Source organism: Roseibium sp. FZY0029, assembly GCF_036350355.1.
GTDB lineage: Bacteria > Pseudomonadota > Alphaproteobacteria > Rhizobiales > Stappiaceae > Roseibium.
Genome location: NZ_JAZDVZ010000006.1, coordinates 1 through 26,358, shown reverse-complemented (window position 1 = coordinate 26,358; position 26,358 = coordinate 1). Strand labels below are relative to the sequence as shown.

The 26,358-nt window shown below is 60.0% G+C and carries 30 protein-coding genes; 11 read left to right on the top strand and 19 right to left on the bottom strand.

From position 1 onward, the window contains the following. Positions 1-132 precede the first annotated feature (132 nt). The 6 genes from V1T76_RS17900 to V1T76_RS17875 all read right to left on the bottom strand — a co-directional run bounded on the left by V1T76_RS17900 (position 133) and on the right by V1T76_RS17875 (position 4,553). A complete protein-coding gene (locus tag V1T76_RS17900) occupies positions 133-819 on the bottom strand; it encodes a ZinT family metal-binding protein (RefSeq protein ID WP_442970141.1) in 687 nt (228 codons plus the stop codon). Between the two features lie 282 nt (positions 820-1,101). Then, the gene (locus V1T76_RS17895) at positions 1,102-1,680 is read right to left on the bottom strand and encodes a glutathione peroxidase (protein ID WP_330562016.1); all 579 of its coding nucleotides are present in this window, start codon (positions 1,678-1,680) and stop codon (positions 1,102-1,104) included. Positions 1,681-1,780: 100 nt separating this feature from the next. Then, the gene (locus V1T76_RS17890; RefSeq protein ID WP_330562015.1) at positions 1,781-2,347 is read right to left on the bottom strand and encodes a DUF1190 domain-containing protein; all 567 of its coding nucleotides are present in this window, start codon (positions 2,345-2,347) and stop codon (positions 1,781-1,783) included. 91 nt (positions 2,348-2,438) lie between these two features. After that, a complete protein-coding gene (locus V1T76_RS17885) occupies positions 2,439-2,849 on the bottom strand; it encodes a DUF350 domain-containing protein (protein WP_330562014.1) in 411 nt (136 codons plus the stop codon). 20 nt (positions 2,850-2,869) lie between these two features. Continuing rightward, positions 2,870-3,517: a DUF2491 family protein gene (locus V1T76_RS17880; RefSeq protein ID WP_330562013.1), complete on the bottom strand. Its 648-nt coding sequence runs from the start codon at positions 3,515-3,517 to the stop codon at positions 2,870-2,872. Continuing rightward, the gene (locus tag V1T76_RS17875) at positions 3,498-4,553 is read right to left on the bottom strand and encodes a potassium channel family protein (RefSeq protein ID WP_330562012.1); all 1,056 of its coding nucleotides are present in this window, start codon (positions 4,551-4,553) and stop codon (positions 3,498-3,500) included. The genes V1T76_RS17880 and V1T76_RS17875 overlap by 20 nt, the downstream gene beginning before the upstream one ends. A gap of 163 nt (positions 4,554-4,716) precedes the next feature. Between V1T76_RS17875 and V1T76_RS17870 the strand changes: the two genes are divergently transcribed. From V1T76_RS17870 to V1T76_RS17860, 3 genes are read left to right on the top strand one after another with little or no spacing between them, the layout of a single operon-like run. Continuing rightward, on the top strand, positions 4,717-5,157 hold the full coding sequence (locus V1T76_RS17870; RefSeq protein ID WP_330562011.1) for a YjfI family protein: 441 nt from the start codon (positions 4,717-4,719) through the stop codon (positions 5,155-5,157). A 33-nt stretch (positions 5,158-5,190) separates the two neighbouring features. Next, a complete protein-coding gene (locus V1T76_RS17865; protein ID WP_330562010.1) occupies positions 5,191-5,862 on the top strand; it encodes a PspA/IM30 family protein in 672 nt (223 codons plus the stop codon). Between the two features lie 15 nt (positions 5,863-5,877). Further along, on the top strand, positions 5,878-7,044 hold the full coding sequence (locus V1T76_RS17860) for a glutathionylspermidine synthase family protein (protein WP_330562009.1): 1,167 nt from the start codon (positions 5,878-5,880) through the stop codon (positions 7,042-7,044). A gap of 146 nt (positions 7,045-7,190) precedes the next feature. On the opposite strand, the gene V1T76_RS17855 is transcribed toward V1T76_RS17860, so the two are convergent. The 3 genes from V1T76_RS17855 to V1T76_RS17845 form a co-directional block, all read right to left on the bottom strand. Then, positions 7,191-7,373: a hypothetical protein gene (locus V1T76_RS17855; protein WP_330562008.1), complete on the bottom strand. Its 183-nt coding sequence runs from the start codon at positions 7,371-7,373 to the stop codon at positions 7,191-7,193. A 273-nt stretch (positions 7,374-7,646) separates the two neighbouring features. Then, the gene (locus tag V1T76_RS17850; RefSeq protein ID WP_330562007.1) at positions 7,647-8,132 is read right to left on the bottom strand and encodes a flavin reductase family protein; all 486 of its coding nucleotides are present in this window, start codon (positions 8,130-8,132) and stop codon (positions 7,647-7,649) included. Then, positions 8,132-9,223, bottom strand: coding sequence for an LLM class flavin-dependent oxidoreductase (locus V1T76_RS17845; protein ID WP_330562006.1), 1,092 nt, complete (start codon positions 9,221-9,223; stop codon positions 8,132-8,134). The genes V1T76_RS17850 and V1T76_RS17845 overlap by 1 nt, the downstream gene beginning before the upstream one ends. 120 nt (positions 9,224-9,343) lie before the next feature. Between V1T76_RS17845 and V1T76_RS17840 the strand changes: the two genes are divergently transcribed. Together V1T76_RS17840 and V1T76_RS17835 are read left to right on the top strand one after the other, a co-directional pair. Then, entirely contained in the window at positions 9,344-9,874 is a 531-nt protein-coding gene (locus V1T76_RS17840; protein WP_330562005.1) for a winged helix DNA-binding protein, read from the top strand. 147 nt (positions 9,875-10,021) lie between these two features. Then, a complete protein-coding gene (locus tag V1T76_RS17835) occupies positions 10,022-10,537 on the top strand; it encodes a GNAT family N-acetyltransferase (RefSeq protein WP_330562004.1) in 516 nt (171 codons plus the stop codon). On the opposite strand, the gene V1T76_RS17830 is transcribed toward V1T76_RS17835, so the two are convergent. Both V1T76_RS17830 and V1T76_RS17825 read right to left on the bottom strand, forming a co-directional pair. Beyond that, complete coding sequence (locus V1T76_RS17830; protein ID WP_330562003.1) at positions 10,521-11,801, bottom strand: CynX/NimT family MFS transporter; 1,281 nt, start codon at positions 11,799-11,801, stop codon at positions 10,521-10,523. The two genes, V1T76_RS17835 and V1T76_RS17830, sit on opposite strands and share 17 nt — an antisense overlap. Beyond that, the gene (locus tag V1T76_RS17825; protein ID WP_330562002.1) at positions 11,798-12,475 is read right to left on the bottom strand and encodes a FadR/GntR family transcriptional regulator; all 678 of its coding nucleotides are present in this window, start codon (positions 12,473-12,475) and stop codon (positions 11,798-11,800) included. The genes V1T76_RS17830 and V1T76_RS17825 overlap by 4 nt, the downstream gene beginning before the upstream one ends. Positions 12,476-12,849: 374 nt before the next feature. Between V1T76_RS17825 and V1T76_RS17820 the strand changes: the two genes are divergently transcribed. Then, the gene (locus V1T76_RS17820; RefSeq protein ID WP_330562001.1) at positions 12,850-13,683 is read left to right on the top strand and encodes a hypothetical protein; all 834 of its coding nucleotides are present in this window, start codon (positions 12,850-12,852) and stop codon (positions 13,681-13,683) included. A gap of 64 nt (positions 13,684-13,747) precedes the next feature. On the opposite strand, the gene V1T76_RS17815 is transcribed toward V1T76_RS17820, so the two are convergent. Both V1T76_RS17815 and V1T76_RS17810 read right to left on the bottom strand, forming a co-directional pair. Beyond that, positions 13,748-14,782 carry an aldo/keto reductase gene (locus tag V1T76_RS17815; protein ID WP_330562000.1) on the bottom strand — a complete coding sequence of 345 codons (1,035 nt, stop codon included), beginning with the start codon at positions 14,780-14,782 and terminating at the stop codon, positions 13,748-13,750. 16 nt (positions 14,783-14,798) lie between these two features. After that, the gene (locus tag V1T76_RS17810; protein ID WP_330561999.1) at positions 14,799-15,986 is read right to left on the bottom strand and encodes an MFS transporter; all 1,188 of its coding nucleotides are present in this window, start codon (positions 15,984-15,986) and stop codon (positions 14,799-14,801) included. Between the two features lie 100 nt (positions 15,987-16,086). Between V1T76_RS17810 and V1T76_RS17805 the strand changes: the two genes are divergently transcribed. Further along, positions 16,087-16,992, top strand: a complete 906-nt coding sequence (locus V1T76_RS17805; protein WP_330561998.1) for a LysR family transcriptional regulator — start codon at positions 16,087-16,089, stop codon at positions 16,990-16,992. Between the two features lie 20 nt (positions 16,993-17,012). Here V1T76_RS17805 and V1T76_RS17800 read toward each other — a convergent pair whose 3' ends face one another. Next, positions 17,013-18,560, bottom strand: coding sequence for a hypothetical protein (locus tag V1T76_RS17800; protein WP_330561997.1), 1,548 nt, complete (start codon positions 18,558-18,560; stop codon positions 17,013-17,015). Between the two features lie 406 nt (positions 18,561-18,966). Between V1T76_RS17800 and V1T76_RS17795 the strand changes: the two genes are divergently transcribed. Beyond that, entirely contained in the window at positions 18,967-19,365 is a 399-nt protein-coding gene (locus V1T76_RS17795) for a hypothetical protein (RefSeq protein ID WP_330561996.1), read from the top strand. A 48-nt stretch (positions 19,366-19,413) separates the two neighbouring features. Here the strand turns inward: V1T76_RS17795 and V1T76_RS17790 are convergent, their stop codons facing one another. Next, entirely contained in the window at positions 19,414-20,025 is a 612-nt protein-coding gene (locus V1T76_RS17790; RefSeq protein WP_330561995.1) for a ferric reductase-like transmembrane domain-containing protein, read from the bottom strand. 19 nt (positions 20,026-20,044) lie between these two features. Beyond that, positions 20,045-20,533 carry a twin-arginine translocation pathway signal gene (locus tag V1T76_RS17785; protein ID WP_330561994.1) on the bottom strand — a complete coding sequence of 163 codons (489 nt, stop codon included), beginning with the start codon at positions 20,531-20,533 and terminating at the stop codon, positions 20,045-20,047. A gap of 328 nt (positions 20,534-20,861) precedes the next feature. Between V1T76_RS17785 and V1T76_RS17780 the strand changes: the two genes are divergently transcribed. Next, on the top strand, positions 20,862-21,581 hold the full coding sequence (locus tag V1T76_RS17780; protein WP_330561993.1) for a DUF2161 domain-containing phosphodiesterase: 720 nt from the start codon (positions 20,862-20,864) through the stop codon (positions 21,579-21,581). A 159-nt stretch (positions 21,582-21,740) separates the two neighbouring features. On the opposite strand, the gene V1T76_RS17775 is transcribed toward V1T76_RS17780, so the two are convergent. The 3 genes from V1T76_RS17775 to V1T76_RS17765 all read right to left on the bottom strand — a co-directional run bounded on the left by V1T76_RS17775 (position 21,741) and on the right by V1T76_RS17765 (position 25,007). Then, complete coding sequence (locus V1T76_RS17775; RefSeq protein WP_330561992.1) at positions 21,741-22,460, bottom strand: spermidine synthase; 720 nt, start codon at positions 22,458-22,460, stop codon at positions 21,741-21,743. Positions 22,461-22,588: 128 nt separating this feature from the next. Further along, positions 22,589-23,752: an MFS transporter gene (locus V1T76_RS17770; protein WP_330561991.1), complete on the bottom strand. Its 1,164-nt coding sequence runs from the start codon at positions 23,750-23,752 to the stop codon at positions 22,589-22,591. A gap of 256 nt (positions 23,753-24,008) precedes the next feature. Continuing rightward, positions 24,009-25,007 (bottom strand): aldo/keto reductase, encoded by a 999-nt coding sequence (locus tag V1T76_RS17765; RefSeq protein ID WP_330561990.1) that lies wholly within the window; start codon positions 25,005-25,007, stop codon positions 24,009-24,011. A gap of 329 nt (positions 25,008-25,336) precedes the next feature. Between V1T76_RS17765 and V1T76_RS17760 the strand changes: the two genes are divergently transcribed. Further along, positions 25,337-25,708, top strand: a complete 372-nt coding sequence (locus tag V1T76_RS17760) for a hypothetical protein (RefSeq protein ID WP_330561989.1) — start codon at positions 25,337-25,339, stop codon at positions 25,706-25,708. Positions 25,709-25,990: 282 nt separating this feature from the next. Further along, the coding region (locus V1T76_RS17755; RefSeq protein ID WP_330561988.1) for a hypothetical protein at positions 25,991-26,358 on the top strand (368 nt) is incomplete at its 3' end.

Genomic DNA, 26,358 nt, shown 5'->3' with positions numbered 1-26,358 from the left:
GAGATACTGGCGTTGATGTGGCTCAAGAGGGCTGGACGAGGGGGCTTTCTCCAGCCGCGAGGGACAACGCGCGCTCGGCCTGGCTTTATGGTGACCAGCCGGCGCGCATCGTCGGTGTTGGCTTGAGCGTCGTTAGTGCGCCATCATTTCATGGACGATCTCGTCTCCGCTCAATGCGGCCGGATAATAAGTCGGCCAGTTGGTCAGTTCCTTCAGGATCTCCTTTCGGTCGTCGCCCCAGTAAAGGTGATAATGGTCGGATTTCGAGGGGGCGATCCGGTGGTCGCTGAACTGAATGAAGGCCGGAGCCTTGTCATCGCCTGCGGTTTTCTTGAAGATGAAGCGGACGCCGCGATTGCCTTTTTCATAAGTCAGGATCTCGAAGCCATCGGCGGCATACTGCCCTTCGAAGGCGCGGGTTTCCGTCTGGAAAGTGACGCTGTCCGCACCGATCACGATCCGGTCCACATCGGCGCGATAGCCCGCCTCATAGTAGGCTTTGTACTCTTCTGCCGATTTGCTGCCGTGTTCGGCTTTATGTGCCATCACCGGGTCCAGTGTCCCGTCCTGAAGGTAGGGATAAACAGATTGCCACTCGCCTTGCCAATCGGTGAGTAGGCGCGGCTGGATCTGGCTGTCCTCGAAATAGCCCTTGTAAATCTGCTGCTCTGCATCGTTTGAGTGGTCGTGGGAATGTGCGTGGGAATGGTCGTGTTTCGTCGCTGTGGCCTTGGCTTCCTGCGCCTGGGCAGGAGCGGCCATAAGAAACGACGCTAGGAGCGCACAAGCGCTCGCCAGCCTGCCAAACCGTGACTGCATGGAGATGGTCCTCTGCTGAAAAAAGGGAGAGAAGTGTCAAATTGATTCGTAATGTTATTACATTACTTGTGTTGCCTAGCGCATTGCACGCGCAGAGGCAACGGCAAAGACACGGTTTCCACGCAGCGAAGACGCAGAGGGGAGGGAAAAATTCGGCGGGACAAACAAAGACCGGGGTCGCCAGCTTGCAAATCACGGCGTCTTGCGCATCCCCGCGAGCAGAAGAGTGTTCGCACGGGCTCTCGAGCGCATTACCAGTCTTGAAACGATGAAGAGGTGGGATCAGGACCCAGGCAAGACTTTTTCGATCGCGGCTGTTACATCCGGCGCGGTCGGGGGCACCGGTGTCGGAAACCAGGCAACGATGTTGCCGTCCGGCCCAATCAGATACTTGTGGAAGTTCCAGTAGGGCCGCGCCGTCGGGCCAAGTTCGCGGGCAGCCCAGAGATAAAACGGATGGGCCTGATCGCCCTTCACCACCGTCTTGGCGGCCAGCGGAAATTCCGCACCGTATTTGGCCTCACAGAACTTGGCGATGTCACCGTCTGCACGGGGTTCCTGGCCGCCGAAATCATTTGAAGGGACTCCAAGCACCAGCAAGCCCCGGTCCGAGTAGGTTTCATGGAGTTTCTGCAGACCGGCCAACTGACCGCTGAAGCCGCATTCCGTGGCCGTGTTGACGACCAGCACTGCCTTGCCGGCGTAGTCCTTCAGCGCAAGCGGTTCGCCGTAGGGCATTTCGAATGTGAAGGCATGCGCCGAATGACCGGCTTCACTCTGCGCCTTGACGTCCTTGGCCTGCACGGCGGTGGAGAGCACCACAGCCGCCAGACACGAAACGAATGATAAAAGCCGGAACATCTCAACACCCTTGCGGTTTGAAAATGATACGCGCAAGGCTTGGCTTCAGATCACCGGACCCGGCCCCGCCAGCTTCAAAGCGCGTGACCGGAGGGGACAGTTACCCGCCCCGGAACCCGGAACTTGACCGGCTGCCGAACCCGCCGCGCGAGGCAACGGAAGTCCGTGTCTGGACCTGTGCAGGCTTGGGCGGCGTTTTGACTGCGTCGTCATAGGTGCGCCAGCTGCCACCGCCGTAGCTGCCGACGTAATATCCGCCGGATGTGTAATACCGTGTGCTGCCACGCTCCGGGTAGATCGGGCGGACATTGCTCTGGATCAACTGGTTGGTGACGGCACCGGTCAGCGCCCCTGCCAGGAAGTAGCCTGCCGGAAACGGCGTGTAGTAGGACTTTCCGTCGCTGCCGGTGTCATAGGCGCACGCATTGTTGCCGTGTTGCTCGTTGCAAAGCTGGACATTTTCATAGCGCGGTCCCGAAACCTTGTGGATCGCCTTGCCGGCGGTGATTGCCTCGACGCAAACCTCGTCCGGAACATAGCTGTCGGCGACGCATTCCGCCTCGGTCTTGTAGACCTTGCCATCCAGTGTTGGTTCGTCCGAACAGCCCGCAATGGTCACGGTTGTCGTCGCCATGACCATCAGCTTGATCGACTTGGAGCGTTTCATGAATTTTCTCCCGACCTTATAACGGTCTGATGAAATGCTTTTCGTGATGCGGCCTGGGCATCGGTTCAGAACCGTGCCCGATCCGGCCCGGTCAGTAGGTGATGCAGGCCGCGTTCAGCAGGCCGACCGTAAGTGAAATGGCAGCAAGATTGGTGCTGATCGCCATTTCGCCGCCCTTGATACGATCCGTGACCTTCGGGAAAAACCGGCGGAAGACCTGATAGACGACAAGCTGTGCGGCGCAGGCGATGATGGCCCAGACAATAAAGTCGAAGATGCTCACCGAATTGGCCGCGGCGCTGGCCAGCGGCAACGAAAAGCCCAGAAACGCCGCGCTGAAGACCACCGACGCGGCAACATTGTTTTCCTTGATCAAGGCCATCTCGTCATGGGGTGTCATCACCGTATAGATCTTCATGAAAACCAGCAGCATGACGATGGCTACAATGAAATAGGCAATAAAAGGAACGATGCCTGAAAGGGACGCCTGAAGGTCTGCCATGTTGGTCTCCACTATTCAGTTCAGACAGAAAAATTATGACGTTCTAGAGGGAAGCCTAGCATGAACGCGACGCTGCGTTCCGCATTTTCCGGCTCCTCCATGTTGACGAGCAGCATTTCGTCTCGCCCATCCTTGAGAGACCGGGCAAAAAGCATGGCGGTCTGGAATATCTTGCGCCTGCCGCCGCCATTGCGGTCGTCGCAGACTTCTTCCCAGTAGGTCATGGGATCTTCCGGGGCAGTCGAGGTGTCGAACCAGGCCCGCTCGAAGCGGTAGTCGCCTTCTTCACCCGGCAGCGAGAAGCTGGTCTGGCGGATGGCGGACTTCACGCGGTTCCACTCGGCATCGCCGGTCGGATACTGCACGTCATAGAAATACCACAGCATGATCTCGTCGACGCGCTCGTCGTCCTTGCCGTCGCCGCCCTGAAACTGGATCAGGAAACGGTCGTCGTCCGGATAGAAACGATGCATGTGCGATTGCTCGCCGAGATCGCAATGGCCCTGGGCGGTGATCATCAGCGTGGTGTCTGGCCGCTCAATCAGGCTGTCGGCGGGCAGAAGGCGCAGCGCGATCGGGTCGAAGGAGATGCCCCGCCCGATGGTCAGGCCGAGAATTTCCGGCGGCTGCCAGCCCTTGTCCTTCTTGTTAAACAGTGATCCGAACATCAGTTCCCCCAAGACCCTCCTCGATCTCGCGCGCTGCGAGACGTTTGTTCGCGAGATAATAGATCGAACCACCCGGTTTTAACGTCTTGGGGAAAGGCCTGAACAGGAAATCCTGGTTGTCCGGCTGGGAAACGGCGATCAGTGTGCCTTCGGATTTGGAAAGGGCCTGCTCCAGAGAGCCGGTATCCGTGCCGCCGCTGCTCTGGACGATGGCCGAATAGATGGTGGCGCCAAGGCCCGCTGTAGACAGCGCCATCAGGATCTGGCCCGCGCCCGGATCCTGCGCGGCGCGGACCAGAGCCTCACAGGCGTTCGACACCACCGGCTCGATATGGGCGAGCTTGCCCGCACGCCGGGCTGTATCGCGATCCTCGAAATAGGCTGCGATATGCACGGTGTCGTTCAGTTCCCGAATGGCGAGGCAGGTGTTGAAGGTTTCCGCATCCGAGCTGGCATAGACCAGCACTTTCTGCGCACCGGGAATGGCTGCGCGCCGCAGCGACTGCAGGGCATCCATGCGTTCGGCCCGGATCAGACGGACCCCTTCGGGCACTTCCACGTTCTTGGAATCCGCAAGCAGGATGATCTTGTCGTCGCCGTCCTGGCCGGCGATCAGGTTCTCCACCATCAGCGGTGTCTTGTCCCGGTGGTAGCCGACAATCACCGTGGCGTTCTGCACGCGCTCATAGTTTCCGTTGCCGTCAGCCATACGCCTCACTCCTTCCACAAGGATACCCGTCAACCGGCCCAGTACCGCGGAGAAAATCAGCAGTGCGCCCGGAAAGAACCAGAAGGCAGCTACCATCCGACCCGCTTCCGTTGACGGCGACAGGTCGCCGTAACCGACCGTCGAAGCGGTCGTCGCCGCAAAATAGATGAAGGTCAGCGGATTGCCTGTCAGCCCTGTTTCTCCGGCCAGGAAAAACAGGATCCAGGAAATCACCATATAGGCGCAGATCATCGTCGCAAGCAGCCAGAGCTTGAGCTCAAGGACGTGCTGGTAGAGCCGGGAAATGATGAGTTGCAGGATCGGCACCGCTGAAATTTGCCCCCTGTTTCGGTCGCGGGCTACTCTGACCAGCCGCCGCCTCCTTGTCAATTCGGCATAGCTTCCTGAATAATCGCTTGAAACGGGTAGGCAGCGCTTCTACTTGTTCGGTGCCGGATCCCGGTTCCGGCTTTGAAATGGAGGGCTTTGGATGAGTACGCGGCAATCTCCCTGGACACTTTCGGAGCTCAAGGAAGCTCTGGAGCAATCGGATACTTTCGGCGAAGGTGAAATCGGTTGCGTGATCAGTCCGGACCAACCCGGCGTGCTGGAAGTCCAGCTTCAGTCGGCCGGTGAGATTACCCTGTTCATGGTTGTCGGCGAGACGCAGATCCTGACGTCCACCGTCCTTTGGCCCTGCGACGCCCAGGACGATCCGGCTTCCTTTGAAGCTATGATGCTGCGCAACCACAAGAAGCTTCTGCCGCTCTGCGCGCTGTCCATCGATATGATCGACGGACGTGAATATTACGAGCTTTTCGGCGCCATGTCCGTGCGCTCGACCCTCGATTCTGTCGAGACGGAACTGCGCACCATCGCCAACTGCGCCCTGGAACTGGCCGCCGACGTCGGTCCGACGGCCGCTGCCTGATCCCGCCGCCAATTTGAAGAAGGACATTTGAAGATGAGTGTTTGGGGCAAATTGATCACGGCGTTCAAGGGCCACGCCCACAATGCCGCGGAGTCCGTTCAGGACGCCAACCTGATGACGATCCTGGAACAGGAAATCCGTGAGGCGAAACAGGCGATCGGCGCGGCCAAGGACGAAAAGGCGCGCATGGCGGCCAACCGCAAGCTGAAGGAAAAATCCGTCGCCGAGTTGATGACCGAGATCGAGCGCCGCACCGAAGCGGCCCGCAGCGCCAAGGCACAGGGCGACGAGCCTCTTGCGATCGAGATCATCGAGAGCGTTCTGAAGTTGCGCGACAAGGCGGAAGCAGACCAGGCTCTGTTCGACCAGTACAAGACCACCGAAGAGCGGATGGACAGCACCATTCGCCAGTCGATGAACAAGATCGAAACCCTGCAGCGCAAGATGGAAAGCGCCAGGGCCAACGAAGCCTTGATCAAGGCCCAGAAGGCAGCTTCCACCAACACCACTGCGTCCGACGGCCGGCTGGCCAGCGCGGTCGACAGCCTTGCCCGGCTGGAACAGCGTCAGGCCGAACAGCAGGCCATGCTGGAAGCGGCCGAGGAAGATGCCCGCCTGGAAAGCGGCGCCGATCTGGAAGCCAAGATCAAGGCCCTGGAAAATCCGGCTCGCAACGACGTGCAGGCCCTTCTGGCCAAACTCTGACGCTCTGATTACAGCATGAAGCGGATCGAAGTTCCTGAAAGACCGGGGTGGAAGGAAGAAGCCGAGCGGCTCGGCTTCGGCTTTCACACCATGTATGGCGCGCCTTACTGGGACGAGACCCACGCCTATCAGTTCAGCCTGCGAGAGATCGAGGACGACCTGGAAGATCCCTCCCAGGAGCTTTACGGCATGTGTCTCGATCTGGTCGACCGGGCCGTGCGTGACGACGCGCTTCTGGATAAAATGGCCATCCCGGAAAAATACCGTTCCTGGATCCGCAAGTCCTGGGAACAGCATCAGCCGTCGCTCTATGGCCGTTTTGACTTCTTCTACGACGGCAGCGGTCCGGCCAAACTTCTCGAATTCAACGCCGATACACCGACGGCGCTTTATGAAACCGGCTTCTTTCAGTGGATGTGGCTGGAACAGCAGATGGCAGCTGGCGTTTTGCCAACTAACAGCGATCAGTTCAATTCCGTGCAGGATCGCCTGATCGATCGCTTCGCCGCCATGTTTGCACCCGGCTATCACATCCACTTCGCCTCATCGAAGGATCACGACGAAGATCGCGCCACGGTGCGCTACCTGGAAGACTGCGCCAGACAGGCTGGGCTGATACCGCATTTCGTTGCCGTGGAAGAAATCGGACTGGACGCAGAAGGTCGTTTTGCCGACGCCGACAGCTTCGTCATAGACGCGCTGTTCAAGCTCTATCCTTACGAGGACATGCTACGCGAGGATTACGGCCCCTACCTGCCGGATGCGCCGATCCACCTTCTGGAACCGCCCTGGAAGGCTGTGCTGTCAAACAAGGCAATTCTGCCGGTTCTCTGGGAAATGTTTCCAGATCATCCGAACCTTTTGCCGTCTTACTTCGAGGGCGAGGCGGATGAGACGTTCTTGAAAAATGCGCATGTGCGCAAACCCTTCTTCAGCCGCGAAGGCGCGAATATCACGGTGCGCGGTGCCGGCGGCGAAGATCTCAGCACACCGGGAACGTATGGCGCGGAAGGGCACATTTTACAGGCCTATGCCGAGCCGCCGAAGTTCGGCGACGACTATGTGATGATTGGGTCGTGGATCATTGGCGGTCAGGCATCGGGCATCTGTTTGCGTGAGGATAAAGCGCCTGTCACGCAGGATCTGTCCCGTTTCGTACCGCATCTGATTTTGGAAGGATGATCGTCTTCAGGGAAAGGGGACGATCTTGAGTGAAACCGACCCGGCGGCCGGGCGCCTGGATGGGTCGTTCTTATTATTTTGGGCCGCAGGCCGCCGGTCGGTTCACCGGCAGGCTAGGTCAGCCTGCCGTATAAGCCGTATGTGTGTCAGGAGCGACCGGCTGCTACCGATTTCGGCGGCGCCATGCCGTCGTCCGGTTCCTGTCCGAAAAAAGTACCGCCGAGCTGTCCGCCGGCGTTGGTTTTGTCGGCGACCCGTTTGATCTTTTTTGCCTCCGCTTCAGCTTCTTCGCGAAGTTTTGGGCTGAGGTCTTTCACGGAAAGGTCCATCTGGTCCTCCTGTACTTGATGTGGGTCCACTGAAGTAACGGGTGGCAGGCAGAATGGTTCCCTGGCCAGCGCCCAGGGAACACGGCAAACCCGAAATTCATGAGGAGGAGATTCTCTGAAACCCACAAGAATGCGGGCCCTCCGGACCCGTTGTGGTCGCAGAGAAAGGTTCCAGATCTTTTCAGGTGCGAAGGGCGGAGAGACGCTTCTTCGGCAAAGGCCGGTCCTCTCCGCCCGCAGGCTCTCACATCGATGGCTTTGACCGCCAAGCCCTCACAGGGGGTGGAAGGCTCCGTTCCAGTAAACCAGAGCACCCTTTGACCGGTTTTGCCGGATAGCACGCACCTTGCCGATGACAATCGAATGGGTTGCCCTGTCGATCATTTCCTCAACTTCGCAATCGAAAGCCGCCGGTGCGCCTTCCAGAAGAAGAGCCCCGGTTTCCGCTGTGCGCCAATTGGCCCCGGCATATCGTTCTGCGCCTTTGACCCCGCCGAAGCCGGAAAAGTTCTCGGCAACCTTCCGGTGTTCCGGGCCAAGCGAAGACCACCCGAATTTCGGGTATTTTTTCAGCAGAGGCCAACTGGAAGACGCCTTGTTGACACAGGCCAGCACCATCGGCGGATCGGCGCTCAGCGACATGGCCGATGTGACGAGAAGGCCGGAAATGTCCTCTCCCTCACCGACCGTGATCACGGAACAATTGCCCACCAACGCCCGCATGGCGTTGGTGAAGTCTTTGGACGGTACGGGTTCCATTACCGGATACCGGCTTCCGCAAGCAGCGGCAGTACGTTGTCGCGGAAATAGGGGAACTCCTCCACGTAGTCGACAAAGGAGAGCGTCGTTCCGGCAAAGCCTGTCTCATGCAGCTTGAGGATGCCGTCGGCAACCTGCCGCGGTGTCCCGACCAGCGGGAAGCCGCCGTGGCCCATGGCGAAGAGGTTCTTGATCTGGGCCAGCAGGTCGTGGGGAAACGACTGCGCGTGCGCAAACTGCAGATTGACCAGATTGTCCACTGCTTCCCAATCGGCCAGATCGCCCATCAGCCGGTCCCGAAGGGCGGTCGCTTCTTCTTCCGTCTCGCGGCAGATGACGTGGCTGAAGGTCAGAACGCCGACAGCGCGGCCTTTCTCGGCCGCCTGCGCTTTCAGTTCCTTGATTTCGTCAACAGAGCGGCTGAGATCGATGGCCGGAGTGAACAGGTAGTCGGCGTTGTCGGTGGCAAAGGTGCGTCCGGTTGCCGAGCCTGCCGCATTCAGGATGGGCGGGCGGCCGTTGACGGGCTTGGGATCCCCCGCGACATGCTTCAGGTTGAAATACTTGCCCTCCCAGTCGAAGTACTCCTGCGAGGTCCAGAGCTTTTCAACCACGTCAAACCACTCCTGGGCGTAGCCATAGCGGGTTTCGTGATCGTCGGGCAGGGTCAGGCCCAGGGCTTCGTATTCCGGCTTGTTCCAGCCGGCGACAATGTTCAGCCCCGCGCGGCCATTGCCCACCTGATCCATCGTGGCGATCTGCTTGGCCACGACCACCGGATTGTTTGCAGCGGTATGGACCGTGGCAAAGACAGTGAGGTTTTTCGTCGAGGCCAGCAGCGCGGTTGCCCAGGTGATCGTTTCCAGAACGCTGCCGTGAAAATCCGTCTCGCCGCCGTATCCGATCCAGCGGGCAATCGGCAGCATGAAATCGATGCCGGCCTCGTCCAGCATCTGGCCGAGTTTGAGGTTGTTTTCCCAACTGTTGACCCATCGGGACGGCGATTTGGTGACTGTCATTCCGGACGAGCAGTTGGACGAAAACGTCCCGAGTTTAAAGCCGGTCTTGTCTTTCATCATATTGCTAGACATGCATCCCCTCCATTTAGGATAGATTTTAAATTGTATTTTTTATTTGAAACTATGTGCAAAAACGCCCTTACGTCAAACGGAATCGCAGCTATATTCGGATTGAAAAACGAAGAGGACCCGATGACCGGCAAGTCGGACGATCAGAAGCTCAATTATCACTGGCACCTTTCAGAGAATGATGCGGAAGTCGTCTGCACCGAGCTGGAATTCGCCTTGATGCGTTGCTTTGAGGCGTTTGGACGCTGGCAAACCGAGTGTCTGGCCTCCGTCAGCGATGTCGGGGCGACAGGCCCGGAAAACGCACTGCTGCATATCGTGCGCATGAACGACAGGGCCAAAAGCATCAAGGAACTGGCCCGCCTCACCAACAGGGACGACATTCCGAACATTCAGTATTCGATGCGAAAGCTTCTGGCTGCGGGCTTGATTGAAAAGCAGGGCTCAGGCCGCTCGGGCGTCACCTATCAGGCGACGGCGGAAGGCAAGAAGATCACCGATGACTACGGTGCTGTCCGCAAGCGGCTGTTGATTGAGCAGATCTCAAGCCTGCCCGAGTTCGATACCCGCCTGAAAGAGGCGGGCCAGAGCCTGAACATCCTGGCGGGCATCTACGAAGAGATTTCCCGCATCGCCGCGACGTACCGCCGGTAACGGCGGCTGTTGACTGTTTCCGCCGGCCTGAAAACCGGCTTGGCCTTCTGAACACGCAGTGTTGATCGTCCGGCAATTGAGTTGTCTTGATCGAAGCCGCAATTTTGGGTGCAAGAGGCGCTGGCCAGTTTCAGGAGACGCCAGCCCATGCCCAGATCTAGTCAGCCGATAATCGAGTTTGTGCGCCTGCCGGACATCGCTCTGGAGGACTTGGTCGCGCATATGTCCGACCCGCGTGTCGGCACGCATATGCCGCTTCTGACCTTCACCTGGGATCGGGACGTCGCTGAAAAGTTCGTCGCGGCCAAGGAAGCCTGCTGGCAGCGCGACGGGCTTGGGCACTGGGCCTTTCTGGCAGATGGCCGTTATGTCGGCTGGGGCGGATTTCAGAAGGAAGGCGAGGAGTGGGATTTCGGCCTGGTGCTGCATCCGTCAGCCTTCGGCCTCGGCATGCCGATCACCAGAAAGGCGCTGGCCTTTGCCAATGAAGACCCACGCATTCCTTTCGTCACCTTCCTGCTGCCGCCGTCCCGCCGGAACCTCAGTGCTCTGCGACGCATGGGGGCACAGTACATTGGCGACACGGATTATGACGGCACCCGTTTCCTGAAATACCGGCTGGAAACATCAGGCTCTGCTGGCAAGGTCAGCCGGACAGCTTGACCGTTTCCACGTTGACGTGGCTCGCCTTTCCGGCAAACCAGCCGTTGATCGCAGCGCCAAGGCCAAGCGCCACGAACAACACCGCACTCCAGGCAAAGCTTCCCGTCCAGCTTCGGATAAGTCCGACAATCAGCGGCCCGATGGCAGCCAGCGTATAACCGACACATTGGGCCATGCCGGAAAGCTGTGCGGCGGAATGGGAATCCTCAGTCCGCAACACGATGACCGTAAGTGCCACCGCAATCAGTCCGCCCTGACCGATGCCCTGCAGCACCGCCCAGATCCAGACGGTGGACAGCGGCGCGAATTGCAGACCCAGCAGGGCGATAACCGCTATGGCGCAAAGCGTGACGTTGATCAGCCGCTGATCCTTGCCGCGAACGGCAAGATGCGGCGCGATCAGGCAGGCGGCAGCCTGCACCATCACCGACACCGATACGATCGCCCCGGCGGTAACGCCGTCCAGCCCGCGGGCTCGCAGGATCGGCACCAGCCAGCCGAAAACGCAATAGGCAAGGGCGGATTGCAGACCCATGAACAAGGTGACATGCCAGGCCAGCCTGTCGCCCCACATGCCTTTCACACCATAAGTTGCCCCCCTCGGCCGCTTGCGCGTTGCCATCACCTGCGGAAACCACAGGACAGCCACCACCAGCGCCGGTACAGCCCAGATCGCAAGCGCTCCCTCGATAGAGCCGCCAAGGGCCGCTTCAAACGGAATGGTCAGCCCCGCGCCGGCGGCAGCGCCTGCGCAAAGCGCCATCGTGTACCAGCCGGTCACGAGTGCGGCCTTGTCGGGAAAGTCGCGTTTTACCAGCCCGGGCAGCAGCACATTGCCCACGGCAATGCAGGCGCCTGCCAATGCTGTTCCCAGAAACAGCAACGGCACGGAAGATGCACCGCGCGCCGCCGTGCCAAGGGCCAGCAGAAGCACGACCGCAAGCAAGGTGCGTTCGGTGCCGATGCGCCGGGCAAGACGTGGTGCCAGCGGCGAGAACAGGCCAAGACAGACGACGGGCAGCGTCGTCAGAAGGCTTGCACCGGTTGGTGACAGACCGAAGCTCTCTCGGATTTCCGGCAGCAGAGCCGATGCGCTGGAAAAGACGGGGCGCAGATTGAAGGCAATCATCACCAGGCTGGCACCCAGCAGAAAGCGCACCAGTCCGCTCTGCGCGGCGGGCTGTGGTTGTGCGGTGGAAACGTCGATGTCTTCGGCATCGATCAGTTCGATGGAGCCCGGATCGATTTCAGAGGCCTTGCTCATGAGCCGAGCAGTCGTTCGAGGTCTCTCAGCACCGGAGCCATGAAGCGGCGAACGGCGGCCTCGGCCATCTCGGGATCGCCTGTCTCGATGCCGTCGACAATGGCGGCATGCGCGGCCATGTCCGGTTCCTGCAGGTCTTTTCCGAGTGTCGCCTCGATGGTCTCGCCGATCAGACCGGAGAAGAATTCGTACATGTTGACCAGCACGCTGTTTTGCGAGGCGGCAACAACAGCCCGGTGAAAGGCGAAGTCACGGTCCACGAAGCCGGCCTTGTCCTGACCATCATAGTTGCCCCGCTCTGCCAGCAAGCGGCGCAGGTCCGAAATCACTTCCGGTGTCTGGCGGTGGGCTGCCAGCCGGGCAGCCTCCGCATCCAGCGCCAGTCTGGCCTCAAACTGGTCGCGTAAGGTGGCTCGCCGTGCCATGGTCAGCGGGCCGGTAGCATCCACGACCGATAGCACATACGTTCCCGAGCCCTGCCGGGTTTCCAGATAGCCTTGCGAAACAAGAACGCGCACGGCTTCGCGCACGGTGCCGCGGCTGATGGAAAGCTGCGCCGAAAGTTGAGCCTCGTTGGGCAGCTTTTCGCCCACGGACCAGCGATGGCCTACGATTTCCGCCCGGATCGCCTCTACCGCACTGTCGACAAGGCTGGTTTTTGCCAGAGATTGCATCACAAATTACCAAATCATCAGATGACTTGATCATACGGCTGGTGATGAAGCTTGTCCATTGGCGAAATTGCATGGGGTCAAGGCGTCTTGTGCCGGTGCCGGCCTAGTGGAACGAAACATGCGCCGGGATCGAATACCACTGGATGATCGGTTGTTTCGCGCTAGGCACAGAGAATTGGTCAAATCTTACCAGCCAATCCCTATCAAAGGGTGTGATGCCGCGCACTGGAACAATGATAAATTGTGTGACGTGGAAGACAGACACCTTCGCCGGGGACGTGGCTATTTGGCTGCACCGGCAAGCCTACGAAAGACGCCGAATACGCACGCAACTTCAGGGGCCATTGAGGGGGCCTAACCACGGGAGAGTGAATGTGGCCGAGTCTTTTTTTCTGCCTTACGAATATGTTGATTATCTCACCAACCCGGGCCTGCCGACCAGCGCCGGACCGGTCAAGCTTTCACAATATTTGTGCAAGACCCGCTCCAATGGCGGCAACGACAGTGCGCACAGTTTTTTCAAGCAATTTCGCTGGATGAAGGACGCCGATGGCATCTCGCTGAACCAGCATCTCGGTACCAGTGCCATCGACCTGGCGCTGAAGGGCCAGGGAAACGACAAGACTTTCATCAAGATCTGGAACTTCATGCTGAAGAACAAACATCTTCTGGATCAGTATACGGTCGAAGTCTGCGGCCGGGCCAACAAGGACGGCAGCAAGAATGTCGAGCAGAAGGGTAAGATCAAGAAGCTTTATTTTGACAAGATGTCAGACCAGGCAGCACTGCAGCAAATGGTGCAGGATCGGTTTTTCGGCATGGACTGCATCGGCTTCGTCGCCAATTTCCTGATCTACACCGGAGAGTGGGACAAATATCACGGTTGGGTGCCCAAGCAGTACCCGGACAACGTTGCCAAGATCAACATCGATGACATCAACGAGGTTAAACCGCTCGACTTCATGGTCTGGGGAGGTCACGTTGCGTTGGTGGACTGGGTCTGGGATGTAATGGACGACAAACGCGCCCGGATCGACATGTGCCAGAGCTCCAGCGGTGGCCCGCAGTGCAACGAATATGTCACCCTGCGCCGAACCGGTGGCAAGGGCCTCAAAGGCGGGTGCGAATTCACGATCGACGGTGGCACCCCTTACCCGCCGGTGCGTGGTCATTTCACCATCTGGCGGCGGGAAGGGTTCTGGTATTGAGCAGGAAGGCCCACTGGCGCGACAGGTTCACGCATTCACCTGCCGCGCCGTTCTTCCTTGCTCTTCAGACCAGGGATGGATTGAGCTGTGCGAAAGCGTCCTGCTGCTGATAGGGAAAATGCGGATAGGGCGCAGTCCGCGTGCTTGAGGCATCAAGACGGGCAATCTGCTCGTCTGTCAGGACCCAGCCGGTCGCCCCCAGATTGTCGCGAAGTTGCGCCTCGTTGCGCGCGCCGATGATGACCGACGCGACGGTTGGGCGCCGAAGTAGCCAGTTGATCGCCACTTGCGGAACTGTCTTGCCGGTTTCTTCCGCAATCGCATCCAGGACATCGACAACCGAATAGAGCAGATCGTCCTCGACGGGCGGTCCGAAACTTGCGGTCTCATGCAGTCGGCTGCCCTCGGGGATCGGGTTGTTCCTGCGGATCTTGCCTGTTAGCCGGCCCCAGCCAAGCGGGCTCCACACCATGGCGCCAAGGCCCTGGTCCGCGCCGAGCGGCATCAGATCCCACTCGTAGTCCCGGCCGACAAGCGAATAATAGACCTGATTGGCGACATAGCGCGGCCAGCCGTATTTCTCTGCTACGGCGAGCGATTTCATGATCTGCCATCCGGAGAAGTTGGAAACCCCGACATAGCGGATCTTCCCGTCGCGGACGAGCTGGTCGAGCGTCGACAGCACCTCCTCAACCGGTGTGAAGGCATCGAAGGCGTGCAGTTGCAGAAGATCGATATAGTCCGTCCCAATGCGCTTGAGAGCGGCCTCGACACTCCTGATCAACCTGAAGCGTGAAGACCCTGCCTCATTGGGTCCGTCCCCCAGTGGAAGGCTCATTTTCGTTGACAGCAGCACCGCGTCGCGGCGGCCCTTGATCGCTTCGCCAAGCACGTCTTCCGAAGCGCCTTCGGAGTAGTTGTCTGCCGTGTCGAACAGGTTGACGCCGGCCTCAAGGCAGATGTCGACGAGCCGCCGCGCCTCCGCGATGTCCGTTGTGCCCCAATGACTGAAGAGCGGGCCGGAGCCGCCGAATGTACCGGCACCGAAGCTGAGGGCAGGAACCTTGAGCCCGGAGTTTCCCAGATAACGATAGTCCATGTCGATGGTGTCCTTTCTAGCTGGCAGTCTGGTGGGTGGAGGTCGGAGAGGCGGCGGGCCGCCGTTCAATCGCGAAGGAGGCAAGCGCGATCACGATGGCAAGGAGAGGAAAGCCCGCGGCGACGAGAGGCAGGTTTTCCAGTCCGGGCCCATGGGAGATGGCGATGCCTCCGGCCCAGGCCCCAAGCGCATTGCCGAGATTGAAGGCGGCAATGTTCAGGCTGGAGGCAAGGCTTTCTCCGGCACCAACGGCTTTCGACAAAACCCAGGACTGCAGCGGCGGAACCGTCGCGAACCCCGCCACGCCGAGCAGCGCCGTCAGCACCACAGCCGCGATCTGGTTTTCAAAGGCGGCGGACATGACCGCCAGAACGAGCGCCAGGGTCGCCATGCTGCCGATAAGCGCTGTCTTCAGTCTGATGTCGGCAAGTTTGCCGCCCAAAAGGTTCCCGGCGACCAGGCCGCCACCAAAGATCAACAGGATGGGAGAGACTGCCGTGTCGGCAAATCCGCTGACCTGCGTCAGCAACGGGGCGATATAGGTGAACAGGGTGAAGACGCCCGCAAACCCCAGAACCGTGGTCAGGAAACCGAGCAGGACGGTTGCGCGCGTCACGGCCTTCAGATCGGCCCTCCAGCCGGATGGAACGGGACGCGAGTGATCGGCCGGGACGAGCAGAAGGAGCACGGCCAGGGAGGCCAGGCCGATCAGCGTCACGGCCCAGAAGGTCATGCGCCAGCCGAATTGCTGGCCAAGCCAGGTTCCGGCAGGAACACCGAGGATGTTGGCAAGCGTCAGACCTGTGAACATGATGGCAATTGCGGACGCCTGCTTGTCCTTGCCGACCATGGAGGCGGCGAAGACGGAGCCGACACCGAAATAGGTTCCGTGGGCGAGGGCCGTGAGGATACGGGCTGCCATCAGCAGGCCGTAACTGGGCGCGAGTGCGCAGGCAGCGTTGCCGATGATGAAGATCACCATCAGGCCGACCAGCACGCGCTTCCTGTTCCAGGTCGCGGTGAAGACAGTCAGGATGGGGGCGCCGACCACCACACCGAGGGCGTAGCCGGAAATGAGCATTCCCGCCGAAGCGACCGAGACACCGAGATCGCGGCTGACCTCAAGCAGAAGGCCCATGATGACGAATTCTGTGACGCCGATGCCGAAGGCTCCGGCCGCCAGCGCATAAAGGGCAATAGGCATTGTGGGTTCCGTCCAAGACATTTCGATGGACGGAACCTAGGCAGCAATCATATCATGAACTATACGCCCGGAATGAATAAGATAAGTGAATTGAAATCATATGTCGCGTGCCAGCATTAACCGCAGCGGTGAGATGGAGGTCTTTGTCCAGGTCGTCGAACTGGGTGGGTTCTCTCACGCGGCCAGGCAACTGGGGATGACCCAGTCGGCCGTCAGCAAGCTGATTTCCCGGCTGGAGACCCGGCTCGGCGCACGGCTTTTCAACCGGTCCACCCGACGTCTGGATCTGACGGCGGAAGGCTGTGTGTTTTACGAACGCGCGAGTGAAATTCTCTCAAGCATCGATGAAGCAGAACGGCAGGCAGGGCTGGGCGAGCAGCCGGTCGGCCGCATCCGGCTGAACACCAGCGCCTCTTATGCGACCCACATTCTGGAACCGGTTCTGCCTCTCTTCCTCGAGCAGTATCCGGATATCTCACTCGAAATCATTCTGACCGACGCCCTGATTGACCTTCTCGCGGAGCGGACGGACGTTGTGGTGCGGGCCGGGCCGCTCAAGGATTCCAGTCTGGTTGCACGCAAGCTCGGCGAAACGCCAATGCTGATCGTCGCGTCGCCCGGCTATCTTCGGCGTGCCGGGGAACCGGCCAGCGTCGCGGATCTGGAAGGACACAGGAAAATTGGCTTCAACTATCCACGGGAAGTCGACACCTGGCGCTTTCTGCGGGACGACGAACCGATCGCGGTTTGCCCTCCCGGCCGCGTTCAGGCCAGCGACGGCGAGGCCATCCGCCGGCTGGCAATCCATGGTCTGGGCCTTGCCCGTCTTGCTGCCTTTACCGTCCGCGACGACATCGCGGCGGGACGTCTGAAGCCGGTTCTCGAAGCGTGCTCCGCTGACGACAGCGAAGCCTTCCACGCCGTCTACACCGGCCAGGGCGGGCCATTACCCGCACGTGTGCGGGTGCTGCTGAACTTTCTTGCAGAACATGGCGCAGTGACCTGACACCAGGTGTCAACTTCTGCCTACTTGAAACACCCCAGATGAACCCCTTCGAAATCGGTTGAACATGCCACGAGGCTCATCAGGGATTTCTGGGCATCGGTGAGGCTGGCCGCCAGGACGGGGGCTTCGAGGCGGATGGTGGCGGTTCGGTTGCCGGAGCGAAGGGCGAGCCAGTAGTAGGAGGTGCCGTTTTCGGTGTCCTCGCCGGACCGGACCAGAATGCCCGGCTTGTCCTGGCTATAGAGAATGCTGGTTCCTTCCGCCTGCTCGGCCAGTTCTTCAAAGAGTTTCGCAGGGCCGGTCTGTTCGACAATCGTCAGTCCGGCGCCAAGGTAGCTGCGCGACCAAGGCGCGGCGAACAGTGTCTCGGCCGGCCAGGGGCGGCTGTGGCTCGGCAGGTGCGGGTCGGCGACCCTGCCTTTGGCAATTTCGATTTCTGCCGTAACTGCCGGCGGCAAGTCGTTCAGCTTTTCATCCGGAGCCATCAGCACATGGTTGAGCGGCCCGAGCTTGATGAAGGCGTCCGTTGCCCGGCCACCCCGATAGCCGAGGGCCGACCAGCCGCCCTCGTTTGACGTATGGAAAGAGAGCAGTGGTTCGAAGATCTCACCGTCGCTGACAAGCCGGTAGAGTGACATGGTGGCGAGGGGCCCGGTCTGCTTGTCATGCGGAACACCGCAACCTGCAACGTTGAGCGGCCGGTCGGCAAGGTCGTAAAGCCGGATCCTGTCGCCCTCCGGCGTGCGACCGTCGTTGGTGTCTTCAAGCAGTGATGCGTCGAGCAGGCTCAGGGGCTGCTCGTAATGCAGCGCGGCAAGGCGGCTGCAAACGTTGAGGATCTGCTCCTCGAACGGGATCTCCAGAAGGGCCGGGTCGAAGCTGGGCAGTTGCGCTCTGATGGCAAACAGCGCGGCGGGCGTATCGACTTCAAAAAATCCTTCCGGCCCCATGCTGATGATCCGGTCCAGAACGTGCTGACTGACCGAGTAGCGTGTCAGGTTCTTGACGATGTCGGCGATCGCAAGCCGTGTGAGATCCAGAAGCTGGCCCAACTGGCCGCTGCGGACGGCCGCCACCGCTATGTCCTCGGTGAAATAGGGCGAGTGAAAACCAACCCGCGCACCCGGTTCGATGGTCCGGTCGATGAAGGTGCCGATACCGCCGGTCGGCCAGAAGGATGAGCCGCCCAGAAACGCCATCGCGCAGGCCGAAACGCAGGTGTCTCCGGCTTCGACCACCGTCGCAATGGTGTTGTTTCTGAAGAAATCCGCAAGCTTCACCCCTGCCGAATAGGAGCCGCCGGGGCTCGCCAGAGAGACGACGGCGCGCGGTCCGCCAAAGTCGTTGTTGCAGGCCGCACCCGAACAGTGCGCGAGCTGCACAAAGGCCTTTTCAACCCGCTCGCCGTCATCGGCCCGGATCTCCCCTTCCAGCCGCAGATGCACGACCGGTGCGGCATCGCTGTAACGGAAGGAGACAAGCGTCAATTCGGCGGCGGAAGCACCCCCATAGAAGAACAGAAGCGCGGCAAACGGCAGAAGGAACCGGGGAAGCAAACGGACAAGCATGGCACATCAGGCTTTCGAAAAGGGCGTAGCAGGCGCACTGTTCCTCAGGACGAAATTCCTCAGGCGAGACAACAGGTGGGCAGCTCTTTCGTTAGAAACAGAATTCCGGAAAAACATAGCACGGGAACAGCCGTTCACACACGGCTTGAGACGCGGCGCTCTGGCGCAAAATTTACATTAGAAATTGCGGAAAAGGGCAGACATGCAATGTGCGGCGTTGCCGTTTCGAACTGAATATTTACGTGACCTGAAGTGATGAACCTCGCCATATCCAGTCTTTGCACGGGGGACTTTCAGCGTGGTTATAAGCGAGGTTTTACTTGTTGATTTGCGACAGACTTCGTGACTATTTTCCTCAACGAGAAGTTTTTCATCGGTTGTATTTGATTTTTTCGTTGGGGGTAAAATGGCCGGTAACCAGAATTCAGTCGATGACCCAAACAGCGTGCCCTGGTTTGATTTGTCGTGCAAAGGCCTGGGAGCCAGTATTTCCAAAATTCCGCTTGCAGGGTTCGCCGCTGACATCGTTTGCGGACGGATTCAGGCGCGTGATGATTACATGAGGATCCATCCCTTGCTCATGGAGAATGTGGATCTGAAAAACCCGAACGCCCGAACGGTTCTGTATCTTTGCGAACAGATTATCCGCACAGCGGAATTCGGTGCGTGCAGGCAGAATTTTCGGCGCCATTACATTGATGGAAAAAACAGCGGCCCTCTGACGAATCCGCAAACAGCGTTGATCAAGAAATTGCCACAGGATCCGAAAAACATAACCTTTGGCTACTGGGCAGCGCATTTCTAAGGTTTCTGAGCTGATGAATTGATGCCTGGCCCGCTTCGCGAGGGAGTTTCAGCTTTCCCCGCGTGAACGCCTCGCCCAGATCTTCAGGTCAAAAATCACCTTCACCGTCGCGGCCACGGCCAGCGCGCAAAGTGCGGCTTTGGAGAATGTCTCCATGGTGCCTTCGATCAACAGCGCATGAACCACGCTGCCGGTAACGATCACCATCGCCAGCAGGGTGTGCAGCCGGCGCCAGAGGCGGGGAGAAAGGGCAAGGCTCCGTCGGAACGCGGCAAGAAAGGCTGCGGCGAAGACGGCCCACATGGCGATGACACCCCAGACGGAAAACGGTGTCGGCGATCTGAAGAGAAGGGCGTCGATCACGTCCGGCGGGCTGGTGATCCAGAGCCCGCCGACGTGGAGAATGATCGCCGTTACCAGCAAAAAACCGGTCCAGCGGTGAAAGCGCCGTCCGCGCAGGCCGGTCGCGCCCGGTAAATAGCCACCGGCCAGCAACGGCTGCAGCAAAAGCAGCACCATCGCGGCGATGCCGGCAAAGCCTGCCGCGATATAGATCGGCTGGCGCCATTGCAGAAGCGGGCTTACCGAAGCCGCAAGGATCGGCACAAGAACGATGATTGCCAGGGCGGCCCATATCAGGGGTGCGCGAAGGCGGCTCATGCCGTCGGGCAGCTCCGGATCAAGCAGGCTGCAGCACGAAATGTGCTTCCAGGCTGGTGTCGGCGGAGCTTTTCATCACCGGTCGCAGAAAAACGGTTTCAAACGTGCCGCTGTCATAGGCCAGGTGCCCGTGAGGCTGTCCGAAAGCCGGAACGATCTGCGGCATTTCCAGGCGGAACACGCCATTGGCATCGGTAAGCGTTGCACCGTGGCTACGCTGGTCGCGCTCGTGGCCCTCGGTCGTATGCGCCCAGATTTGTATGCGTTGGCCTGCCAGCGGGGCGCCGTCGCCTGCACGCCGCACGGTGCCGGTCATCCAGAAGCCGCCACCGCCGATCCTGTCGACAATTGGCGCGCCGGGCCGATAATTGTTGGATCCACCCCGCATGGTAGGGGTCGGTGCCAGCCCTTTTGCACGGGCCGGGACACTCCAGCCAGATGCGCCCGTCACCAGAAAGGCGCTTCCGGTGAGGAGCAGGGTGCGGCGGGTCATGAGGCCGGTTGTCATCATCGATCTCCTGTCGGGCGTTAGGGCCCGGCTTCTCTCGGGAAACCGGGCGCGTCCGATACACCAGTATAGGGCGCTTCTCGGCATTTCCGAGGCGTTCGGCCCGCTCATGCCTGGCTTTGCGCTCACACCTGCGTGAGCAGCCGTCCATCCGGTTTCCGAAGGTCGTGCAAATGAAACGGCCAAAGAGAGATCAGGTTTCGGCCGAAAGCGGAGCAGATCAAGGCTCCTGTGTCTCTTGGAAAAGAAAGCATCTAACCCTTGGATTTTGCCCGGTGACCCCGGCCGGATGATTGCCCGCCCATAGCTTCGCACGTAGGATACCGCCATGGGGCGCATTATGGAAACCGAGCTCTACCCGCCGGTCAAAGCTTTTCTTGTTGAACAGGGATATGAGGTAAAGGCCGAGGTCGGTTCGGCCGATATCGTCGCCTGCCGCGATGGAGCGGATCCGGTGATTGTCGAACTCAAGACCGGCTTCACCTTGAGCCTGTTTCATCAGGCGGTCGTGCGTCAGTCGGTGACAGATGCGGTCTATGTCGCGGTTGCCCGGGGCAAGGGGCGGCAGTTTATCCAGTCGCTCAAGAAAAACCTGCAGCTTGCCCGAAGGCTTGGCCTCGGTGTCATCACCGTCAGATTGCCCGATGGCGTTGTCGAGGTGCATCTGGACCCGGCGCCTTTCACCCCGCGCAAGTCCAAGCCGCGCAAGGATCGGCTCCTGCGGGAGTTTGCCCGCCGGGTGGGCGACCCGAACACCGGCGGCTCGACGCGCACAACGCTGGTGACAGCTTACCGCCAGGACGCGATCCGCTGCGCAGAGCATCTTTCCACCAACGGCCCCAGCCGCGGCGCGGATGTTGCCAGGGCAACTGGCGTTGCCACCGCAACCCGCATGATGGCCGACGATCACTACGGCTGGTTCGAGCGGGTGGAAAGAGGCATCTACGCCCTGACGCCCAAGGGACTGGCATCTTTGCCGGGGCCTGATGAGGCAACTGAGGAGGGGCCTTCGAAGGACACCCCTAAAGCCCGTCGATCGGCGCGGTGAGCGAACAATACTCGAGGATGTTGCCGCCCGGCGCGAAGGTCGGCTTCGAAATGACCGCAAAGCCTGCCGGCCTCTTCAAAACCGATGAAGACGTCCGTCTCGATTGTGTGGCGGCGCTTTTGCGTCAGATGGGACCGGACAGCCGCCCTTCGCACCAACTCACCCCTTGCGCCCCAGATAGACCGCCTGGGTCACCTCGCGCCCGTCCTGCAGGGGATTTGTGAACACCACCGGTTCGGCCCAGGCCTCGCCAAACGCCTGGCCAAGCAAGGCGGTGATGGCCTCGTCCGGGGCCTCGTCGGACCACAGCCCGACGATCCCGCCCGGTTTCACGAACCGCTGCACGGCACGCAGACCCTCGGGCGTGTAAAAGCCTTTGGATCCGCCATGCAGCAGCCGTTCCGGGGTGTGGTCGATATCGATCAGCAGAGCGTCATACTGGCGGCCGGGCTGGTCTCTATCAAAGCCGTCTTCCGAGGCTGCCATGGCGAAGAAATCGCCCTGCACCAGTCGGCAGCGCGGGTTGTCGGCAAGTTCGGTTTTCATCGGCACGAGGCCTTCCTCATGCCAGCGGATCACGGGTGCCAAGAGGTCGACCACGGTAAGGTCGGCAACGCTCTCATGAGCCAGCGCGGCCCTTGCGGTGTAGCCAAGCCCAAGTCCGCCTACCAGCACGTCCAGCTTGTCGCCGCTGAGGGCTGCAAGCCCCTTGTCCGCCAGCGCGATTTCCGACGCGGTAAAAAGGCTCGACATCAGGTGTTCCTCGCCAAGGAGGATTTCGAAGACGTCGGTCTTCAGGGCCAGGATATGCCGGCGGCGCAGGGATATCGCGCCGATCGGCGTCGGGGCGTAGTCCAGTTCTTCAAACAAAGCACTCATCCGGGCACCGTGACCGGTCAGCGCCGTTTTGGAAAGGGATGTTTTCAGCTGAGCCGGCGAAATATCCCGCGCGCGCACAAGCGCAAGGCGGCAGCGCCTCCAGCCCGCGGGAAATTCTCCGTCTTCCGTCAGGCCGGTGTCAGCTTGCGCCGGGCCTTGCCGAACAGGAAGAGGACAAGAATGCAGAAGGCCGCCATGCCGGCTCCGGTGATCAAGGCGATGCTTGCGTTTCCGGTCCAGTCCGCCAGTTCCCCGGCAACCCGCGGGGCAACCATCATCACCACGTAGTAGATCGAGAAAAAGACACCCATCCCGAAGGTTCGGCTCGCCGGCGGCAGAATGGACGAGGGCAGGGTCATGATCGGTCCTGCCGCAAGCGCGAACAGTCCGCCGACGATCAGAAAGACCACGGCAACGGCGAAGGGCGGCAGAACCGGCACCAGGGGCATCAGCACGGCAAAGGCGGCGAGGCTTACGGTGATGATCGCGTTCGCCCGGCCGGTCTTGTCGGCCAGGATGCCACCAAGCGGCACAGCGATGGAAAAGACGACCATGAAGGCACTGATCACCGAACCGGCCGCAGCCAGCGTCCAGCCCTGATCCTTGAGCAGCGCGGGGCCGAAGCTGAACACCATGGCCAGTGCCGCGTTGTAGAGAGCCCAGATCGTGCTGGCGAGCACCAGGGCATAGACGGGAAGCTGGGCGATCCGCAGGCTTGGTGCCGTCGTGGCGCCCATGGGCGAACGGTAGAACAGCAGAAGCAGAACCAGCCCCGCCAGAATGACCGCGGTAACGGCCCACCAGGCCAGCGTGAGATCGCCGGAGGCGGCGATCAGGGGCAGCGTGAGCAGGGCGGCGGCAATCCCCACGGGCCAGGAATTGATGAAGATAGCCATCGCGGTGGATATCTCCTTTCCGGCAAACCAGTCGACCAGCATCTTGGTCATGACGACGTTGAGGATGACCCCGCCGGCACCGGCCAGAAGCCGGGATCCCACAAGCACGTTCCAGTCCGTCACAAGGGTCGTCAGCCCGCCGCCGGCAAGCATCATGACCATGCCGAGCGCAACCACGCGCTTGTCGCCGAAGCGCACGGCGATGGCGCTGCCGGGAATGGCAATGACGACACCCGGAGCCAGATAGAGGCCGACCAGCAGCCCGATGTCGGAAAAGTCCGCCGAGTAAGTGTCGATGATGAGCGGCGACAGGGCGCCGATCGACTGGAACTGGAAGGCCATCGTGAAGCGGGCAAAGAAGAGGACGGCCAGTATCAGCCAGCGGTTCGATAGCATGAACGTCCTCCCTTGCCCGCCAGGGGCGGACCCTAGCAGTACACGGCTGTCCTTCAAGCGCAAGCTGCGCATTTGTGCGGACGCTGGCAAGGACGCGGGATTTCCGGTGACGCTATGTGCTAAACGAAACTCCCGGCTCGGGACCGGCCGCCAAGCCTGTTCGTGCAGATGCACGGCCCTGCATTGCTGCACGGCCCGGCTCCGCTATGCGTCCGGTTTCAGATGCACCGGCACGTCGGCGGTTCAGGTAGTCAGCTCAGCAATAACGCTCCGGCCCGATGCCTTGCGCTTCCGAGTAGCGGTCGCCGTGGGCCCAGCCGACGGGCAGCACGGCCTCGATACGCTCCAGATCCGTTGCCGTCAGGGTCAGCGCCGCGCCCGAGACGCATTCCCGCAGGTGCTCCACGGAGCGCGTTCCCGGGATCGGGATCACATGCGGTCCGCGGGTCAGCAACCAGGCATTGGCCAGCCCCGCCGCCGTCGTGCCCGTCTCCGCTGCGAGCTTGCGGAAGCCCTCCATAATGCGCAGGTTCTCCGTCAGGTTAGGCTCCATGAACCGCGGGTTGGTGCTGAGGAACGGCAGGTCGGCGATCCGCTCGCGCGGGATCGGATGGTCCGTCAGCAGTGACCGGCCCACGGGCGAGAAGGCCACCATGGCAACACCAAGCTCGGCGCAGGCCTGCACCAGCCCGAGATCGGGCGCGCGCGTGGAGAGCGAATATTCCGATTGAACGGCCGCGACAGGAAACACCTTCATGGCGCGCCGCAGGGTTGACGGCGCGATTTCCGACAGGCCGATGGCGCGGGTCTTGCCCTTTTCCACCAGCCGGCCGAGATTGGCCGCCGTTTCTTCCGGCGTGAAGCGCGGGTCGCGGCGATGGGCGTAGAACAGGTCCACGCACTCCAGGCCGAGCCGCTGCAGAGACTTGTCCAGCTCGGCTTCAAGGTGCTCCGCCGAATTGTCGAAGCTGCGGTTGCCGTCCGCATCTTTGGTGATCGTGGCCTTCGTCGCGATCACGAACTCGTCCCGCGCACCCGGATTGGCTTTCAGATAGGTGCCGATGGCGCTTTCCGATTTGCCCATGCCGTAGACATTGGCCGTATCCAGATGCGTGACACCCAGATCGCGGCAGGCATTCAGAATGGCATGGCTTTCCGTTTCGTTCGTCGGCCCGTACATGTCGGAAAAGGACATCGCCCCATAGCCGATGGCACCCACTTCCGGCCCGTTGGCACCCAATCTGCGTTGTTCCATGTGTCCCCTCTACGCGCTGGAAAAGCTGAAGAGTTCTTTTCTTAAGCCATTGTCCCGGGCGCTGAAAGGGCGGAAGTGACAGCTCAGCCGGTGTTGATTTTCTGGACAGGCGCGGACAGGCCTTCCGAGGCAGTCTCCTGCTTTTGGCTTGGAGTGGGCTTCCGGACCAACTTGAAAAGCACCTGTTTCGCACAGCTTTCACCGAAGCGGCCAATTATGCAGGATGCAGAATTATGGACGGTTGAGTGACTGCAACGCGGAACAGACCTGCCGTAAACATTTCCAGTGGAGATAATGCGTTTGAGTTCGAAGACGAAGGATGATGATTGATGCGTGCACTCGGACTGATGTTGGCGGGCGTGCTGCTTGGTGGGGGAATAACGTATGTTGTCACGGAAGGGGCGGAGCAATTGGACAAAGGCATTTCGCACACCTACCGGTGCGACCAACTGGCTCGAGAGGCTGATGCCCTGAAAAGCTCCGAGAAGCTTTTACAGCAATTCCTGCGTCATAAGTCTTTGTCGGAATTGGAAACCATGATTTCAGCTTCCGGACTGCACAGGAGCAACTTCGAAAAAGGTGACCACACTGTCGTCGTCGTTGGCAGTAGCCCCCAGACAACGGCATTGGAATTCGAAGTGTCCCAGACAGGAGAAATTGAACTCCGCCCAATCCCCGGAAGCGAGCCATGTGTTTCATGATGAACCTGGTGGCCTGCTGACCACTCCGGGCTCCAGGTGGCGATGCAGCGCTCCATTCCTGACTTTAGCTGGTGCTTGGTGGACACAAACGTCCCATAGCGGTTGTTCGATTCCCTTTGATTCAATAGTTCGTTGGCATCCCCCATTTCGGCCATACGAAGCCTCTTACTAAATGCAGACTTGCTCAAGAGCTACGGGTGTAACCAGGGCCGGTTTGCGCTACGCTAAGATGGATATCTTAGTGATTCTTCGCCTAATTCCTTCTGCAAGCGAATAACACGAATGCAAAAACCAAAGGCACCCAAAGGTAACGAGGCGCGCGAGGCAATCGATTCCCTTGGTGGTTACGTATATCAATTGTACCAGTCAGCCCTCGCTTGTATGGACTTAAACGATGATGAGTTCCTATTCTTAGAGGTCTCTGAGGACTACACAATTGTCGCGCGAGATGCCTTGCAGGGAACTCAAGTCAAGAGGACTTCTGGCGCTGTCACCATAAACTCACCGGATATCATTGCGTCGATTGACAGTTTCGTGGAATTACAAACCCGAAACCCGCAACTTGAGGTGCATCTTAGGCATATTACGACCTCGTTGACCTGCTCCCCTGATTGTCCGCATTCAAAAGTTAGCTCTGTTCACGGTGTGAT

Coding starts and splice junctions, on each gene's coding strand:
- V1T76_RS17900 (WP_442970141.1), bottom strand. CDS start 819: ATGCAGTCACGGTTTGGCAGGCTGGCGAGCGCTTGTGCGCTCCTAGCG.
- V1T76_RS17895 (WP_330562016.1), bottom strand. CDS start 1,680: ATGTTCCGGCTTTTATCATTCGTTTCGTGTCTGGCGGCTGTGGTGCTC.
- V1T76_RS17890 (WP_330562015.1), bottom strand. CDS start 2,347: ATGAAACGCTCCAAGTCGATCAAGCTGATGGTCATGGCGACGACAACC.
- V1T76_RS17885 (WP_330562014.1), bottom strand. CDS start 2,849: ATGGCAGACCTTCAGGCGTCCCTTTCAGGCATCGTTCCTTTTATTGCC.
- V1T76_RS17880 (WP_330562013.1), bottom strand. CDS start 3,517: ATGTTCGGATCACTGTTTAACAAGAAGGACAAGGGCTGGCAGCCGCCG.
- V1T76_RS17870 (WP_330562011.1), top strand. CDS start 4,717: ATGAGTACGCGGCAATCTCCCTGGACACTTTCGGAGCTCAAGGAAGCT.
- V1T76_RS17865 (WP_330562010.1), top strand. CDS start 5,191: ATGAGTGTTTGGGGCAAATTGATCACGGCGTTCAAGGGCCACGCCCAC.
- V1T76_RS17860 (WP_330562009.1), top strand. CDS start 5,878: ATGAAGCGGATCGAAGTTCCTGAAAGACCGGGGTGGAAGGAAGAAGCC.
- V1T76_RS17855 (WP_330562008.1), bottom strand. CDS start 7,373: ATGGACCTTTCCGTGAAAGACCTCAGCCCAAAACTTCGCGAAGAAGCT.
- V1T76_RS17850 (WP_330562007.1), bottom strand. CDS start 8,132: ATGGAACCCGTACCGTCCAAAGACTTCACCAACGCCATGCGGGCGTTG.
- V1T76_RS17845 (WP_330562006.1), bottom strand. CDS start 9,223: ATGTCTAGCAATATGATGAAAGACAAGACCGGCTTTAAACTCGGGACG.
- V1T76_RS17840 (WP_330562005.1), top strand. CDS start 9,344: ATGACCGGCAAGTCGGACGATCAGAAGCTCAATTATCACTGGCACCTT.
- V1T76_RS17835 (WP_330562004.1), top strand. CDS start 10,022: ATGCCCAGATCTAGTCAGCCGATAATCGAGTTTGTGCGCCTGCCGGAC.
- V1T76_RS17830 (WP_330562003.1), bottom strand. CDS start 11,801: ATGAGCAAGGCCTCTGAAATCGATCCGGGCTCCATCGAACTGATCGAT.
- V1T76_RS17825 (WP_330562002.1), bottom strand. CDS start 12,475: ATGCAATCTCTGGCAAAAACCAGCCTTGTCGACAGTGCGGTAGAGGCG.
- V1T76_RS17815 (WP_330562000.1), bottom strand. CDS start 14,782: ATGGACTATCGTTATCTGGGAAACTCCGGGCTCAAGGTTCCTGCCCTC.
- V1T76_RS17810 (WP_330561999.1), bottom strand. CDS start 15,986: ATGCCTATTGCCCTTTATGCGCTGGCGGCCGGAGCCTTCGGCATCGGC.
- V1T76_RS17805 (WP_330561998.1), top strand. CDS start 16,087: ATGTCGCGTGCCAGCATTAACCGCAGCGGTGAGATGGAGGTCTTTGTC.
- V1T76_RS17800 (WP_330561997.1), bottom strand. CDS start 18,560: ATGCTTGTCCGTTTGCTTCCCCGGTTCCTTCTGCCGTTTGCCGCGCTT.
- V1T76_RS17795 (WP_330561996.1), top strand. CDS start 18,967: ATGGCCGGTAACCAGAATTCAGTCGATGACCCAAACAGCGTGCCCTGG.
- V1T76_RS17790 (WP_330561995.1), bottom strand. CDS start 20,025: ATGAGCCGCCTTCGCGCACCCCTGATATGGGCCGCCCTGGCAATCATC.
- V1T76_RS17785 (WP_330561994.1), bottom strand. CDS start 20,533: ATGACAACCGGCCTCATGACCCGCCGCACCCTGCTCCTCACCGGAAGC.
- V1T76_RS17780 (WP_330561993.1), top strand. CDS start 20,862: ATGGGGCGCATTATGGAAACCGAGCTCTACCCGCCGGTCAAAGCTTTT.
- V1T76_RS17775 (WP_330561992.1), bottom strand. CDS start 22,460: ATGAGTGCTTTGTTTGAAGAACTGGACTACGCCCCGACGCCGATCGGC.
- V1T76_RS17770 (WP_330561991.1), bottom strand. CDS start 23,752: ATGCTATCGAACCGCTGGCTGATACTGGCCGTCCTCTTCTTTGCCCGC.
- V1T76_RS17765 (WP_330561990.1), bottom strand. CDS start 25,007: ATGGAACAACGCAGATTGGGTGCCAACGGGCCGGAAGTGGGTGCCATC.
- V1T76_RS17760 (WP_330561989.1), top strand. CDS start 25,337: ATGCGTGCACTCGGACTGATGTTGGCGGGCGTGCTGCTTGGTGGGGGA.